The organism is Enterococcus gallinarum (assembly GCF_021496385.1).
In the GTDB taxonomy this organism is placed as follows: domain Bacteria; phylum Bacillota; class Bacilli; order Lactobacillales; family Enterococcaceae; genus Enterococcus_D; species Enterococcus_D gallinarum.
Genome location: NZ_CP050816.1, coordinates 2,615,143 through 2,630,855, shown reverse-complemented (window position 1 = coordinate 2,630,855; position 15,713 = coordinate 2,615,143). Strand labels below are relative to the sequence as shown.

Genomic DNA, 15,713 nt, shown 5'->3' with positions numbered 1-15,713 from the left:
AATTTACGCTTAATTTATTCAATAATCTTAAAAATATTTTGAAAAAATGGTAAATATAGATTATCATTGATGTATGAATAAAGAATAACTGAAAAATCTTTTCAATTCAGCGTTACAGTTAGACTGGATTCAGGAAATTAGCTATATAACATTGTTCATGGAATGAGCAAAGAGAAAGGGGCATATATGGATTATTTGAATTTTTCAAAAAAAGAGTGGGAGATTCTGATTTGTTTTTGGAATGCTCAGGAACCACTATGTTGCAGTGATTTTAGTGAGCGTTTTAACTTGAATCGCAACACTTCGTTATCAGTCATCAGAAAATTAGTCAATAAAGGCATACTGGAAGTTGCGAGCATCAAAATGAGCGGTTCGGTTTTAGCACGTCGTTTTCAACCCAAAGTGACTGAATTAGAAGTACTGCAGTCGATTCTTAATCAAGATCAGATTTTTGCTATGCTTCAGGTGGCGATTGGTCGTCTCGAAGAAAAGCAGTTAGCGATGTTAATGGACAAAATTACTGCCAAAAAACAAGAGCTTTCAATGCCAAAAGACCATCAGTGATCTTGCTTGTCCAAAGAGAGCCAACAAAAAAAGATCTGACTTATGGACTGCGCTTAAGAAGTTAGTTTTTCGGCTAACGTTTCGAGCAATCCGGTAAGTCGGATCTTTTTTAGCTAGTTTTCTGAAACTGATGCAGCATTTTTGTCGTCAAGCGATGTAAATCAGCTAGTTCTGTAGGAGACAATGGCAGGAAGTCTTTGACTTTACTGGGAATATTCACCGCAGAATCATGGAGCAGCTGCCCTTTTCCTGTCAATGACACATTTAAAGAACGTTCGTCCTCTTGATTGCGAGTTCTTGAAAGATAACCTTTCATTTCGAGTTTCTTTAAAACCGGAGTCAAAGTTCCAGAGTCCAGACACAGAGAATCGCCCAATTCTTTTACTGTCAATGTTCCTTGCTCCCATAAGACGAGCATCACGAGATATTGCGTATAGGTCAAGTCCAGAGGGTCCAGTAATCCTTTATAATGCTTGATAATTTCTTTCGAAGCGGCGTATAGAGGAAAACATAGTTGGTTTTCAAGTGCTAAGTCATTCATGTCCTCACTCCTTTTTATACTGACGCTTCTTATCATAGCTTTTTTGTATCGGAAAGTCTACTCACTAACAGCTTTGACGGTTACTTCAATATTGCCGACTGTTGCTTTTGAATAAGGACATACGGTATGAGCAATTTCTAGTAATTCTTGTGTTTCATCTAATGAAAGACCTTCTATAAATCCCTCAATCTCTACTCCTAGAACAAAACTACTTTCATTTTCGGCATAAAGTGAAACTTGTGCACTTACGGTTGATGCGCCCTCAATTCCTTTACTTTGCTTTACAAGTTCAAGAGCACTGTTGAAACAAGCACTAAAACCAGCGGCAAAAAGTTGTTCTGGGTTAGTGGCATTTTCGACCCGTTTACCAGGTGCTGCGATGGATAATTCGAAGGAATGATCAGGACTATGAACTTCTCCTGAACGGCCACCTGTGTTGATCATCTTTGTAGAATACATTTTTTTCATCTAACTTCACTCCTGTTTTTTTGATTTTGTACAATTAGATTGTACGCAATTTAATTGTGGAAAGCAATTAAGTTGCTTGCAAAAGCAGGTTTTTTTATTTTTACTTGTTTTTACATTAAATTGAAAGTAAAAGTTTAAATAATTACTGTGTAGCAAGGCAAAACATGATATGATGATAGCACAGAATCTAAGGATAGTTGGTTAGTGAAGAGGGTGACTAAAATCGTAGAATATATGGAAAACCGCGCAGTCGGGAAATATTTTCGTTCCGCGACAGATCATTATGCCGGATTCATTCGAATCTTTGGTACGTATACTGAATATCGGGTTGTTGCCGGTATTCCAGCAGAGAATGTGATGCTGGAGATCATCGGCGTTGAAAATGGGATCTTGCTGACACAAGTGAACAATACATTATTTGAAAATGGAAGAGGGTATATTCAATGATCATCGTACAAATTATCTTAATCGTTCTTGTCATAGCGATCGTGATTTGGCTGTTGGCAAGCACTGCTGTTATCGTTCGACAAGGTGAAGTAAAAGTAGTTGAGAGTTTTGGGAAGTATGTTAAGACACTTGAACCAGGTCTACACTTTTTAGTCCCTATTTTATATACAGTCAGAGAACGAGTATCACTTAAACAGATTCCTTTAGAAATTGAACCACAAAGTGCTATCACGAAGGATAATGTTATCGTTCAAATTGATGAAGCCATCAAATACCATGTCACAGATGTCCGGGCGTTTGTTTATGATAATGAAAACTCGGTCGTTTCTATGATCCAAGATGCGCAATCCAATTTGCGAGGAATCATTGGGAAAATGGATCTAAATGAAGTTCTCAACGGAACAGAAGAAATCAACGTGGCGTTGTTTACTTCCATTAAAGATATCACAGCGGGGTATGGGTTGGCGATCGACCGAATCAATATTGGTGAGATCAAAGTTTCGCAAGAAATCATTGAATCAATGAACAAACTGATCACTGCTTCACGGGATAAAGAATCCATGATCACGCGGGCACAAGGGGAGAAATCTTCTGCTGTCTTAAGTGCGGAAGCCAAAGCTTCTCAAATGACGATCGATGCCCAAGCCAGAGCGGAACAAACTCAGATTGATGCGGAAGCTCGTGCTAAACGTGTACGGATCGATGCAGACGCCGAAGCAGAACGAATTGCTAAAATTACTGAAGCAGAACGTAAACGGATCTTAGCCATCAATGAAGCAATCAAAGAAAGTCAATTAGACGAACGTTCACTCTCTTACTTGGGCATTGAAGCCTTTAAAGATATTGTCAACAGTAAGACGAATACAGTCATTCTACCATCAAACATGACAGAATTAGGCAATATTCCAGTTGTGAAACAACTCTGGGAACAAACAGACAAAACCAGCGAATAACAAACTAACTGAATCAACCAACATAAATGAGCTTCACCCATTGTTTGATAAACATGGGTGGAGCTCGTTTTTGATTTGTTGAACAATAGTTTGATTACTGGATAGTTGTTGTCTTATTGGTACTTGTGGCGCAGTCTTTTTTATCCTAAAGAGAAGACGTAGTAATAGTTCGATTGTCTACTATCAACAATGCGATCATCACATAACCGATCCAACTATCTCTGGAATAGAGAATATAACGAGGAGACCAATAAGCTGCATACTTGCTCTTGTACTCCCGCAATCCCTCAAAGGAATAAAAGTGAGAACCAAAGTTATAGATCAAATAGGCGATCCGTTCTTGAATGAAACTGCTTCTGAACGTCCCTACATTCGCCAGCGGGGCCATCCCTAAGTCGAACTGTTCGAATCCTTGGTTTTTAAAATAATCGAAGAGATTGATGAACAAAAAGTCCATTGTGCCATTAGGTGCTTTTTCAGGATCATGACGCATTAAGTCGATTGACCCACAACCTGTCTGATAAGTAGGCATAAAAGAAGCAAATGCCACAATTTCTTGCTGTTGGTTCTTGACGACAGCGATTGGGACGGTGCTCAAGTAATCTTCAGAGAAAAATCCTAATGAGAAACCTTTCTCTTTGCGACCATCTAGCCAGCGATCAGAAATATCTCGTAGCTTGGCAAATGTTTCCGCATTGTACGGTGGTTGTAGGACATCGAAAGTAAAGCCTTCTTTATTGATTTTGTTGTTTAATGCCCGTTGACCCTTCATTTTTTTGCCAGACAAGGTGAAATTCTGTAGGTCCACGAAGGCTTTCTCACCAAATTTGATGAAGTCATAGCCGAATTCATGAAGCAGCATGACCATTTCTTCACTGCTTTCATAGAAGACAGGCAAATAATTCCACTGATCCATTTCTGTGATAAAGGCTTCTAGTGCAGCAGCAAAATCCTCTTGCTTACCAGCTGGGTCCCCCATGACCAAACATTTATTGTTATAGGTCGTAAACTGGAAAAAGACGGTAGGATCGGTCTCGTTCGGATAGAAATAGACTTCTTTATCTTTCAAAAAGACAAGATGGCTATCACTAGTACCACCGTAGGTCTCTAAAAGAGTCAAGATTTTTTCATTCTCAGGTCTCTGTCCAATTTGATGTTTGGGTCCCATTAAATAGCGTGAGAAAAGCAAGACCGCGATAGCGACGATCATGATAGCCAGAAAGCCTTGCAACCATAACTTTTCAGAAGGAAACAAAAGAAAATCAATGGAACGATGGGCGGGATGACGATTTAAATGGGGCATGTTATAGACCCCAATAATCACATAAAGGACAGTCAAAGATCCCATCAAAAGGCCATCGATCGTCAGCCATTCCCAAGAATAAACCAGTTGCTTACGAAATAGTTCACTTTTGGAAAGGACCATAATCGCCAATAAGAAGAGCAAGAAACACATGGTTGAAAAGCGGAAACCGGCTAAGACCGCATAGCCGATCGTTGCTGCAATCAACAGCAATGTTGGAAAATAAGCGCGCGAAACACGAGCTGAAACCCCACGACCAGCAATGATGAAAAGATAACCTAAGAAAATACTTGGGTATTGCATGACAAAGTTCAAGCGAATCGGATTAAGATGTGCTAACCATTGAATGTGGTCAAATGCTTCCGGAATCGTTGCTGACAAAACCAGCATCGTACCAGTCAAATAGAGCAACAGTACTTCAATCTTATGGAATACTTCTAAAAGCAATCCTTTAGGAATACCAGAAAAGCGTGTGTTGAGCGTTACACTGACATTTTTAGAGAACAAAAGCACCCCAATCAAAAACGGAATGATGTAATAGAATAGCCGGAATAGCAGAAGCCACGCTACGACGCTTTCTCGGGGAATATTCAATGAACCCATTCCCATGATCATCATGACATCAAAGGTTCCTAATTCTCCGGGAATCATTGATACGATCCCTATCACAGATGCAGCAATAAATAATGGCAGTATTTGAAAAATATCCACAGAAATCCCCATCAGCATACCGGTGGTGATAAAGGCCGTAAATACCCCTACCCATTCCAATAATGAAACCAAAATCAGTTGACCGCGGTCAGAAGGGGTCAGACCGCCTAAATAGCCGTTCTTCTTCGACAAACTTAAGACATAGACCACTGGAAAGTACAAACTTCCTCCCAATAGCCAAATCCAATATTGCTGCAGATAATCAGTTGTTGGTCCAAAGACGACGAACCCTAATGCCAGTAATGACAAAAGCGATAACCCAGACATCAGATAAATAAAAATTTTCGAAATTGCTTGAGCAACATCTTTGCCATTTTTTTCTTTGCCATAGAATTCGGAGCGAAGACCAATGCTGATAAAACCGCCGAAACCTACAAGATTATTCATGGTATTGATGATCCAGCTTGTTTCACTTAAATAACGGGCAGAAAGCTTTTGTCCTAAGAGCCGATTTAAGATAATGTCATAACCAATCATTGGCGCAATACAAAGCAAACTAATCAAAAGCATCAATGCAACGCGCCAAACCGCTAATTCGGAAAACAGTGTCGTCAATTGATCGACGGAAATCGTCTTGCTTAAGGAAAGCAATTCACCTAAAACGATCACTGCTACAGCGATCAAAAAGAGTCCTTTGAACAAGGAGAGATGGTTACGAATCCATGTAAAAAGTTTCATTTTATTGTCCCACCTTATCTAAGAAAGAAAGAACTTTCTGATTGAATATATTTGGATTTTTGCGAGCAAAACTATGTCCTTGTCCCTTTACTACCATGAAATTGGCATTCGGAATATGATTGGCTAAATAAAATGAATGAGACAATTTGATTGAATCTCTTTTTCCTACCAAAATCAGTGTTGGGACAGTAATTTTTTTTAAATCGGTGGCTGATAAACCGATGTTACGAAAGAGTAGTGCAAGAATCGGTAAAAAACCACGCATGCCTTTATCGAAAGGCGCGCAAAGCCAAACGACTGCATATTGGATCAGACTGCCGATCCGTGCAAACAGCCGAACCCCTTTAGGATCCGTATTGCCGGAATTTAAAATCAGACAACTCACTAATTCCGGATATTTAAAACAAAACACCATAGCTAAATTAGCGCCATCACTAAATCCTAGAAGAGCCACCTTTGACAGGTGTTCTTTTTGAATAATGGCATACAAGTCATCAGCCATCAAGAAAAAATCAATTTTTTTGCGGGTATTCGTTGATTTGCCATGCCCACGGCTGTCTATCAAGTACAGCTGATGTTTCTGACTTAATTCAGCTATCTGATTAGCAAAGTAAGCACTGCTCCCGCCATTGCCGTGCAATAAGAATAATGGCTTGCCTTTTCCAATTTTCTCATAGTAAAGGACCGAGCCATCTTGCATTTTGGCATAACACTTTTCAGATTCCATTTTTTCACCTACTTTCTTTGAGTATACCTTGAAGCTCGCGATTGATAAAATCAAATGGTGATTTTTCACTAGAAATAATCATCGTTTATTCATTTTTGTCTTAGAAAACTGCTATCTTATTATATTAAGAAATCAGACAGATGCTGCTCTTTAGATTCATTTCTAGCCATATCTTAGGAGATCACTTCGAAATGGAACAGAAAACTTTGCCAAAATAGAAAATTTTCACATTTTCCCCCGTATTTTTCCTTCTTATTTCTTTAGAAGGAAACTATAGAAGAAAACCATAGAAGAAAACTATAGAAGAGAACTATAGAAGAGAACTATAGAAGAGAACTAAGCAAAGCAGCAAGGATACCCCATAGTGTCTCCCATTCAGTGACAATGGTTTTCATTAAACGGGGAAACAATGAATGATTTAAAGCTTGTTTAACATGTCTAAATGAAATCAACAAGGTGCCTTCTGAATTTTTTTTCATTCAGTTTGACCTGCAAGATGCATTCGTGGCGCAGAAAGCAAATGTTTGTTATTCCTAAAAGATTATATCTCTCCAATAATTACTGCAAAGTTTCAGGAATTCAGTTATTATTTTCAAGTTGTTATCTTGATGCTGGAGGGAAATAAATGAGAGAGACTAGATATGAAGAATTGAAGCGAGCAGAAAAGGGCGCTCTGCTTAGTATCATCGCCTATCTATTGATTTCATTCGTTAAATTATTGATCGGTAAAATAGCTGGGTCGGAAGCTTTATGGGCAGATGGTTTAAATAATGCCACCGATATAATCGCTTCAGTGGCTGTTTTGATAGGTCTACGCTTAGCTCAAAAACCGGCTGATGAAGAACATAAGTATGGACATTGGAAAGCAGAGAATGTAGCAAGTTTGATTACGTCATTGATCATGCTTGCTGTAGGGCTGCAAGTACTTTATTCCTCTGTCTGGTCCTTGATCCAAGGGGAGACAGAAAGTCCTGATATGCTTGCGGCAATTATAGGTGTGGTCTCGGCTATTCTCATGTATGGTGTGTATACCTTTAATCGAAGATTGGCTGCACAAGTAAAAAGTTCCGCACTGCTTGCTGCTGCCAAAGACAATCGCAGCGATGCTTGGACCAGTATCGGAACCGCCATTGCCATTTTTGCCGCTTCTTTTGGCTGGGGGTGGCTTGATAGTCTAACAGCGATCGTTGTCGCTGTTCTGATCCTAAAAACGGCCATTGATATTTTTAAAGAAAGTGCCTTCTCATTGTCAGATGGTTTTGATCAAACATTGGTCAACGAGTACGAACAAGTCGTAGCCGATTTTCCGGAAGTAAAATCTGTCAAGAGTATTCGCGGCAGAATGTATGGCGCAAATGTGTTTCTTGATATTGTTATTACGATGGACAAATATTTGACAGTTGAAAAAAGTCATGCAGTAGCTGATGCCATAGAAGCATTGCTGTCTGATCGTTTCAATGTCTATGATACAGATATTCATATTGAACCAGATTAATCGCCGATTTATTTTTAAGGGTCATTTTGTGTTGTGTAAGTTAAAAAAAACAGTGTAAACACCACGTTTCTAGCATGTAAACATCCCGTTGCTTCTTTTTTTATTGAAAGAATGGCAAACTATTCTTATCAGAAAAAGAAAGTAGGGATCGTATGGAGACGATAAATATCACTGACCTTCAAGCAAAGAAAATTAATGAAGTGGGACAACCTGTCCTTTTAGAAATTTGTAAAAATTATATTTTATCAGTAGAAGATAGACAGATATTAGCTCTTCTTCAGAAACAAATTACAGAAAAAAAAGCTGAACTCGTTTGAGATTCAACTCGTCTTAGTCAAGTACAAAAAGAAAAGCAGCAGTTTGATCCATCAATGATCAAGCTGCTGCTTTTTTAGCCTTTGAGAAAAGAAAGAATGAAGGTAATCCAACTTTTCTTTTGTAAGAGAAGATCAGTAGTCTGAGGATATCCTAGAGGAAAGCAAAAGTAGAAATAAGAAAGATCTCGGTAGAAAGAAGTGATTCGATTTTTATAAAAGTCTTTTAAAAGACTTCAAAAAAACTTTTTTGAGGTTAGTGACCGCTAGTCATTTTAATGCCTACAATACTGATCAATAATAATCCAACAAAAAGCCAAGTGGCTGGGTTTATCTTGTCATGGAACAATACCACACCAATGATGACTGAACCCACCGCACCGATCCCAGTCCAGATAGGGTAGGATAAACTCATTGGCAGTTGTTTGATTGCTTGCGACAAAAAGAAAAAACTGGCGATCATACCAATAATGGTGTAAATCGTAAAATTGATTTTTGTAAATCCTTCACTCCATTTCATCGTTGTGGACCAGAATACTTCCAGTACGCCAGCTAATAATAGTTCGAGCCAAGCCATTCTATTTCCCTCCTTTTTGATTATTTAGAAAACAAAAAGAGGAAGACCATTCCTTCTAAGACCTACTGGAATGATCGTCCTCTTTTAACTACCCGGTGGCAGTCTCTATTTTCTTGTAACCAGTATAGCACACTCGGATTTTTTGGGGGAATGAAAAAAACTTATCGAAAAAATGAGGGGTAGCACTTTCGGATAAAAATTGAAAGAAAGAGAAACTGTTCCAGAAAATGAGCTGGTCCTGTTTCTCGTCATCGCATCTAATTTTTCCTAACAAACTTGATGCGATCAGCAGAACTTTCTGATGGTGCTAAATCTTTCTTTCAATTGCGGATAGACAACATTATCAATAGTTAAGACAAAGAAAGACTTTTCTATTTATTTAAAAAACATTCCGATATAATAAAGATATGTAGGGATACATCTTTGAAAGGAGTCCACCATGAAAATTACATTTCAACCAGTCCGATCTTTAGAGGAGATTCAAGAATTAGAGCTTGTCGTTAAGGAGATTTGGTCAGAAGTCTTTACACCTATCATCGGGTCTGCTCAAGTCAGCTATATGCTAGAAACTTATCAATCTCCAGAAACGATCCAACAAGAAATCAAAGAAGGCGCCGCTTATTTTATTCTTCGATTAGAAGATGAGATTATTGGCTACACAGCTTACGAAGAAGAGACAGACCGTCTGTATTTGAGTAAACTTTATTTAACACCTGCTATGCGAGGAAAAGGCGTCTCCAGCAAAGTATTTGATTGGGTTGAATCTTTAGCCGCTGGCAAAACACTCTTTTTGAACGTCAATAAAGGCAATCAACAAGCGATTGCCGTCTACGAACACCGGGGTTTTGTCCGGGTCGGGGAACGAAAGGTTGATATCGGTCAAGGTTTTGTAATGGATGACTATATCTACGAAAAAACATTCAAACAATGAAAGACATAAGCTTTTTTCCATCGCTCAGTTTGTGGGAAGAAAGCTTATTTCCTATTAAAAAAACGTTTACACACCTTTTTAACTGTGTTATATTGTCCTTGTAAAGATTATAATGTTATAATTAGGAGGGCTAAAATGAATGGATTTGTAGGGTTTATTGAACAAAAGTTAATGCCAGTGGCAAATAAGGTAGGTATGCAGCGACATATGGTGGCCATACGTAAAGGAATCATTGCCACATTACCATTGACGATCGTCGGTTCCTTTTTCACGATATTATTGAATTTTCCTATTGAGTCAGTTGCAGCATTTATTGAACCATATCGTGAAGTTCTAGACATTCCGTTTCGCTATACTGTTGGTCTACTTGCACTTTATGCGACCTTTGGTATCGCATCTTCATTGGCAAAAAGTTACAAACTAGACTCATTGACAGCAGGTATTTTGGCAACAATGTCCTTTTTGATCACGGCAGCACCACCAATTCGGGTTCTTGAATCGGTAGAAGGTGTGATCGATGCTGGACGTTTCATCAATGTTGCTAACCTTGGTTCTGGATCACTATTTGGTGCAATTGTCACAGCTATTTTGTCAGTGGAAATCTATCGCTTCTTTATTGTCAAAAATATCACGATCAAAATGCCTGATGGTGTACCCCCTGAAGTGACCAATTCCTTCATGGCATTGATTCCCGGGGGAGCGATTCTTGTTTTGTTTTGGGTCATTCGTCATATCATCGGTTTTGATATCAATGGCTTCTTAAGTAACCTTTTGATGCCGCTGAAAGATGTTTTAGCAGGAAACAGTTTGTTTGGCGGCTTATTGACAGTTTTCTTGATTTGTTTCTTTTGGGTTCTTGGAATTCATGGACCAGCAATCATGGGTCCGGTGATCCGTCCTTTCTGGGATATCTCGATTGCAGAAAATATGGAAGTTTTTCAATCATCCGGCAATGCGCATGAATTACCAAACATCTTTACAGAACAATTTCTGCAATGGTTTGTTTGGATTGGTGGGGCAGGAACGACGCTTGCGCTGGTTGTCTTGTTTTTATTCTCAAAATCAAACTATTTGAAACAATTAGGACGTCTTTCGATTTTGCCAGGTATTTTCAATATCAATGAACCGGTCATCTTTGGAGCTCCGATTGTGATGAATCCGATTCTTGGGATTCCGTTTCTTGTAGCACCTTTGATTACAACGACAATTTCGTACTTTGCTACGACGACAGGGATCGTTCCAATGATGGCTGCCCGTCTAGGATTTGCCATTCCAGCACCCATTGCTGCTTGGATGAGTACAAATTGGAGTGTTGCCGCTGGAATCTTAGTTGTGGTGAACTTTTTGATTACATTGGCGATCTATTACCCATTCTTTAAAGTCTTTGAAAAACAACAATTAGAACGTGAAGAAGAACAAGCAACTCAAGAATGAAGGGTCTCTTTATCAAGAAGTCAAACGAGACGATGGGATAGGAGCAAAGAACGATCCATAAATGACAACCAAATGAGCTCTCTGGGAAATACCGAGTTCTTCTAGGTGAACAGAAACAATTCTACGGGATCATCCCAGTAAACACCTCAATCCCAGAGTGCTTTCTAGATGGTTCTTTTGAGTGAAGCAATTAGGGTTCATTTGTTGCTTAAACAGTGGTGCATGCGCGAGGATCTGCGTTTGATGATCGAAAGGAGACTAAGTGCATAAAATGATGCTGATGTATGCATGTTTATTATTTATCGGATTACAAATTTGGCTAACCAGACATGGAGCATTTATCCAGCAGATTCGCTTCCGCACACTGATAGCCGGATCCTTATTAGTATTAGTCATTGCCGTTATGCTATTTGGCAGGACAACGATTGCCCCGGTGATCTTGACAACACTGACTGTTGGTTGCAGTACGTTGCTGATCACAAAATTTTCTCAAATTGGTGCGCAGAAGGAGTGGACAAAATGAAAAGACAACTAGGAATCTCTATTTATCCAGACCACAGCAGTAATGACGAAGACAAAGCTTATTTAGAATTGGCTCAACGCTATGGATTTAGTCGAATTTTTATGAGCATGTTAGAAGTGACAGAAGGCAAAGAAATTGTTCGCAAGAAATTCTCAGAATTATTAAGATTTGCCAAATCACTTGGCTACGAAACGATTTTGGATGTTGCACCGGCAATTTTTGAAGAGCTGGAAATTTCTTATGATGATTTGACGTTTTTCCACGAATTGGGTGCGGATGGCATCCGCTTGGATTTAGGTTTTGACGGCAGCAAAGAAGCAATGCTGACTTATAATCCGTTTGGATTGGCGATCGAGCTAAATATGAGCAACGACGTCGCTTATTTAGACAATATTTTGACGTATCAAGCAAACTTGCCTTTCTTAAATGGCTGTCACAATTTTTATCCTCAGGAAGGTACCGCACTACCTTATGAGTTCTTCGAAAAATGCAGCCAGCGTTTTAAAGCCAAAGGAATTCGAACTGCCGCTTTTATCACTTCACAGTCTGGAACGATCGGTCCATGGGATATCAATGACGGATTACCGACATTAGAGATGCATCGGCATTTACCTGTAGAGATCGCAGCAAAACATCTCTTTGCAACAGGATTGATCGATGATGTAATCATTGGGAATGCCTATGCCTCAGAAGCAGAACTTGCAGCACTTGGCGCAATCAATCGTTACCAAACAGAATTTTCGGTGACTTTTACACCGGAGAGCACTTCATGCGAACGAAAGATCGTTCTGAAAGAGCAGCATTACCGTCGAGGGGACATTACTGATCGGATGATTCGATCAACAGAAGTCCGAAAAAAATACAAGCAATTTGATAACCCAGCCCACGATAATCTGGAGGAATTCCAACCTGGAGATATTGTGATCGGCAACGATGATTTTGGCAAGTACAAAAACGAATTACAGGTGGTGTTGACCCCTCATTGCGATCCGCGAAAAAATAAAGTTGGATCAATTGTCGCAGAAGAACGGCTGTTGTTGTCGTATATTCATCCGTGGACCAAATTTAAATTTACCGAGAGGAATGATTAACATGTTGGATATGATTATCCGCCAGGCACGTACACTCAATGAAGAGATTTTCGATATCGGGATCCAGCAAGGGAAAATTTGCCAGATCGCAAAAACGATCGAAGAATCCGCACAAAAGGAGTGGACACTTCTTCCGAATCAGTATCTTTCGGCAGGCTGGATTGATGATCATGTCCATTGTTTTGAAGAAATGAGCTTGTACTATGATTATCCCGATCAGATCGGTGTGGCAAAAGGTGTAACGACAGTAATCGATGCGGGGACTACTGGCGCCGAAAATATTCATCGTTTCTACGAATTTGCACAAGCAGCCAAAACGAATGTCTTTGCGCTTGTCAATATTTCAAAATGGGGCATCGTCGAACAAGATGAATTAGCCGATCTTTCTAAGATCAAGGGGGATCTGATCACAAAGGCCCTAAATGAATTTCCTGACTTCATCGTGGGGTTAAAAGCGAGAATGAGCAGGACAGTGATTGGCGAAAATGGCATCACTCCATTGAAATTAGCCAAAAATATCCAAAAAGAACACCCAGGCCTACCATTGATGGTTCATATTGGTTCAGCACCACCAGATTTGGCTGACATTTTGTCTTGTTTAGAGAAAGGCGACGTTCTGACCCACTGTTTCAATGGCAAGGAAAATGGTATTTTAGATCGTCAGTCAAATACCATCAAATCGTTTGTTTTTGATGCTTATGGCAAAGGTGTTGCTTTTGATATTGGTCATGGTACAGATAGTTTCAATTTTTCGGTGGCAGAAAAAGCCTATGCCGCCAATTTGAAAGCTGCTTCTATCAGCACCGATATTTATATACGTAACCGTATGAAGGGTCCGGTATATGATTTGGCTACTACTATGGAGAAATTAGCCGTTGTCGGTTATAGTTGGCAAGAAATCATCGAGAAAGTAACATTGGCACCAGCTCGTCAGTTTCAACTAAAAGGAAAAGGTGCGATCGAAGAAGAAATGGATGCTGATTTCACGATCTTTGAATTCAAAGAAGCAGCCAAAGTACTGATTGATTCAAATGGGAACAAGCGAAGTATTGATCGACAGATCATTCCGCTAAAGACTATAATTGGAGGACAAGTATATGACATTGAATCTGACTAAACTTGGCTTGAAGCAAGTCATCAATGCTTCTGGTAAAATGACGATTCTCGGTGTTTCTAAAGTGAGCGAAGGTGTCTTAACAGCCCAACGCTTTGGTGGGGAACACTTTTTTGAGATGAGCGAGTTAGCAGTCAAAACAGGGGCCTATTTGGCCAAACTACTTCAAGTTGAAGATGCTCAAATCGTCTCTTCAGCTTCTGCTGGAATTGCTCAATCTGTGGCAGCAGTCATTGGACAAGGCTCATCATTCCATCTTTACCATCCTTATTCAGAAAAGATTCAGCGTCGAGAGATCATCTTGCCGAAGGGACACAATGTGGATTATGGCACACCTGTTGAAGTGATGGTTCAACAAGGTGGAGGCCAAGTTGTTGAGGCAGGCTATGCCAATATGTGCTCTGTTGACCATATTGCTCAGATGATCAGTCCCCAGACAGCTGCGATTCTCTATATCAAAAGTCATCATACAGTACAAAAAAGCATGCTTTCAGTAAAGGAAGCTGCTCAAGTCGCAAAACAGTCGGGCATCCCTTTGATCGTGGATGCGGCAGCGGAAGAGGATCTTTTCAGGTACATTCAGGAGGGTGCCGATTTAGTGATCTACTCCGGAGCCAAGGCTTTGTCTGGGCCAAGTGCTGGTTTAGTGATCGGTCGTAAAGAACTAATAGAATGGGTGAGACTGCAATCCAAAGGCATCGGGCGTTCCATGAAGATCGGTAAAGAAAATATGATGGGGCTTACGCAAGCAGTAGAAGAGTATCTGGCTGAAGGAAGTGAGTCTGGCGCTTCCATGAAGCATCGTTTGGAACCCTTCATCGCAGCGCTCAATCAAATTACTGGCTTGTCTGCAGATATCGTCCAAGATGGTGCAGGGCGAGACATTTATCGCGCCCGGGTTCGGGTCCAAAATGGGCCATCGGCGATGGAAGTGATCCAGAAATTAAAAGTAGAAGAACCAGCCATCTACACGAGAGAATATCAAGCAAATCACGGCATTATTGAATTTGATATTCGGGCAGTCACAGAAACTGAAATGCATGTGATTGTCAATCGATTAAAAGAAATCATGAATCCGGAGGAACCAAAAGAATGAAAAAATCCCCGACTTATTTAGAAGATCGAATTTGTTTAAACGTTTTAGCTAACTCAGTGGAAAACGCCAAAGAATGTTTTGAAGCAGCCGAAGGGAAAATCTTATTAGGCGTTCTTTCCAAAAATTATTCCACGGATGAAGCAGCGATTGAAGACATGAAAAAATACCAAGCAGAAATAGAAAATGCATTATCAGTTGGTCTCGGTGCCGGTGATCCGAATCAGAGCGAGATGGTCTCTCGAATTTCTGCTGTGTTGCAGCCGCAACATGTCAATCAAGTATTCACGGGAGCTGCAACGTCTCGGGCGTTGTTAGGACAAGAAGAAACTATTGTTAATGCATTAGTTTCTCCGACAGGCAAAGTCGGCTTTGTCAATATTGCCACTGGCCCGTTAAGTTCACAGGAAGAACCCACTGAGGTTCCTCTTGAAACGGCGATTGCATTACTCAAGGATATGGGCGCTAGTTCAATCAAATATTTCCCTATGAAAGGATTGGCGCACAAAGAAGAATATCAAGCGGTGGCAAAAGCTTGTGCAGCTCATGACTTTTATCTTGAACCGACCGGTGGGATTGATTTGGATAACTTTGCAGAAATCTTGCAGATTGCTGTGGATGCAGGAGTCAAGAAAATCATTCCTCACGTGTATAGCTCGATCATTGATTCAGAGACGGGCGATACCCGTCCGGAAGATGTGAGACGATTACTGAAGATGATGAAAGATTCATTGAAGTAAGAGTGAAGG

At 40.0% G+C, this 15,713-nt stretch carries 17 protein-coding genes; 12 read left to right on the top strand and 5 right to left on the bottom strand.

Features of this window, described 5'->3' with window-relative positions:
• The first annotated feature begins 186 nt into the window (after positions 1-186).
• Positions 187-564 carry a hypothetical protein gene (locus HED61_RS12965; RefSeq protein WP_021149994.1) on the top strand — a complete coding sequence of 126 codons (378 nt, stop codon included), beginning with the start codon at positions 187-189 and terminating at the stop codon, positions 562-564.
• Between the two features lie 109 nt (positions 565-673).
• On the opposite strand, the gene HED61_RS12960 is transcribed toward HED61_RS12965, so the two are convergent.
• Positions 674-1,105: a MarR family winged helix-turn-helix transcriptional regulator gene (locus HED61_RS12960; protein WP_003126119.1), complete on the bottom strand. Its 432-nt coding sequence runs from the start codon at positions 1,103-1,105 to the stop codon at positions 674-676.
• Between the two features lie 57 nt (positions 1,106-1,162).
• Entirely contained in the window at positions 1,163-1,573 is a 411-nt protein-coding gene (locus tag HED61_RS12955) for an Ohr family peroxiredoxin (protein WP_219644980.1), read from the bottom strand.
• Positions 1,574-1,807: 234 nt separating this feature from the next.
• On the opposite strand from HED61_RS12955, the gene HED61_RS12950 reads away from it, so the two are divergent.
• Positions 1,808-2,020 (top strand): hypothetical protein, encoded by a 213-nt coding sequence (locus HED61_RS12950; protein WP_060814083.1) that lies wholly within the window; start codon positions 1,808-1,810, stop codon positions 2,018-2,020.
• Positions 2,017-2,973, top strand: a complete 957-nt coding sequence (locus HED61_RS12945; RefSeq protein WP_060814082.1) for an SPFH domain-containing protein — start codon at positions 2,017-2,019, stop codon at positions 2,971-2,973. The genes HED61_RS12950 and HED61_RS12945 overlap by 4 nt, the downstream gene beginning before the upstream one ends.
• A gap of 145 nt (positions 2,974-3,118) precedes the next feature.
• On the opposite strand, the gene mprF is transcribed toward HED61_RS12945, so the two are convergent.
• Together mprF and HED61_RS12935 are read right to left on the bottom strand one after the other, a co-directional pair.
• Positions 3,119-5,665: a bifunctional lysylphosphatidylglycerol flippase/synthetase MprF gene (mprF, locus tag HED61_RS12940; RefSeq protein WP_003126123.1), complete on the bottom strand. Its 2,547-nt coding sequence runs from the start codon at positions 5,663-5,665 to the stop codon at positions 3,119-3,121.
• A 1-nt stretch (position 5,666) separates the two neighbouring features.
• Positions 5,667-6,392 (bottom strand): alpha/beta fold hydrolase, encoded by a 726-nt coding sequence (locus tag HED61_RS12935; protein ID WP_003126124.1) that lies wholly within the window; start codon positions 6,390-6,392, stop codon positions 5,667-5,669.
• Between the two features lie 625 nt (positions 6,393-7,017).
• Here HED61_RS12935 and HED61_RS12930 point away from each other — a divergent pair.
• Together HED61_RS12930 and HED61_RS12925 are read left to right on the top strand one after the other, a co-directional pair.
• Positions 7,018-7,887: a cation diffusion facilitator family transporter gene (locus HED61_RS12930; protein WP_021149989.1), complete on the top strand. Its 870-nt coding sequence runs from the start codon at positions 7,018-7,020 to the stop codon at positions 7,885-7,887.
• Positions 7,888-8,039: 152 nt separating this feature from the next.
• Entirely contained in the window at positions 8,040-8,204 is a 165-nt protein-coding gene (locus HED61_RS12925) for a hypothetical protein (RefSeq protein ID WP_003126127.1), read from the top strand.
• Between the two features lie 253 nt (positions 8,205-8,457).
• On the opposite strand, the gene HED61_RS12920 is transcribed toward HED61_RS12925, so the two are convergent.
• Positions 8,458-8,778 carry a DMT family transporter gene (locus HED61_RS12920; RefSeq protein WP_081131659.1) on the bottom strand — a complete coding sequence of 107 codons (321 nt, stop codon included), beginning with the start codon at positions 8,776-8,778 and terminating at the stop codon, positions 8,458-8,460.
• A gap of 439 nt (positions 8,779-9,217) precedes the next feature.
• Here HED61_RS12920 and HED61_RS12915 point away from each other — a divergent pair, with 439 nt between their 5' ends.
• The 7 genes from HED61_RS12915 to dagF all read left to right on the top strand — a co-directional run bounded on the left by HED61_RS12915 (position 9,218) and on the right by dagF (position 15,704).
• On the top strand, positions 9,218-9,709 hold the full coding sequence (locus HED61_RS12915) for a GNAT family N-acetyltransferase (RefSeq protein ID WP_219644981.1): 492 nt from the start codon (positions 9,218-9,220) through the stop codon (positions 9,707-9,709).
• Positions 9,710-9,844: 135 nt separating this feature from the next.
• Positions 9,845-11,143, top strand: coding sequence for a PTS sugar transporter subunit IIC (locus HED61_RS12910; protein ID WP_081131657.1), 1,299 nt, complete (start codon positions 9,845-9,847; stop codon positions 11,141-11,143).
• 271 nt (positions 11,144-11,414) lie between these two features.
• Positions 11,415-11,666, top strand: a complete 252-nt coding sequence (locus HED61_RS12905) for a hypothetical protein (RefSeq protein WP_216661509.1) — start codon at positions 11,415-11,417, stop codon at positions 11,664-11,666.
• Positions 11,663-12,757, top strand: a complete 1,095-nt coding sequence (locus HED61_RS12900; protein ID WP_219644982.1) for a DUF871 domain-containing protein — start codon at positions 11,663-11,665, stop codon at positions 12,755-12,757. The genes HED61_RS12905 and HED61_RS12900 overlap by 4 nt, the downstream gene beginning before the upstream one ends.
• Before the next feature lies 1 nt (position 12,758).
• A complete protein-coding gene (locus HED61_RS12895; RefSeq protein WP_103299626.1) occupies positions 12,759-13,874 on the top strand; it encodes an amidohydrolase/deacetylase family metallohydrolase in 1,116 nt (371 codons plus the stop codon).
• On the top strand, positions 13,855-14,967 hold the full coding sequence (locus HED61_RS12890; protein ID WP_113849549.1) for a DgaE family pyridoxal phosphate-dependent ammonia lyase: 1,113 nt from the start codon (positions 13,855-13,857) through the stop codon (positions 14,965-14,967). Before HED61_RS12895 ends, HED61_RS12890 begins: the two co-directional genes overlap by 20 nt.
• Positions 14,964-15,704, top strand: coding sequence for a 2-dehydro-3-deoxy-phosphogluconate aldolase (gene dagF, locus HED61_RS12885; protein WP_021149981.1), 741 nt, complete (start codon positions 14,964-14,966; stop codon positions 15,702-15,704). The genes HED61_RS12890 and dagF overlap by 4 nt, the downstream gene beginning before the upstream one ends.
• Positions 15,705-15,713: the final 9 nt, after the last annotated feature.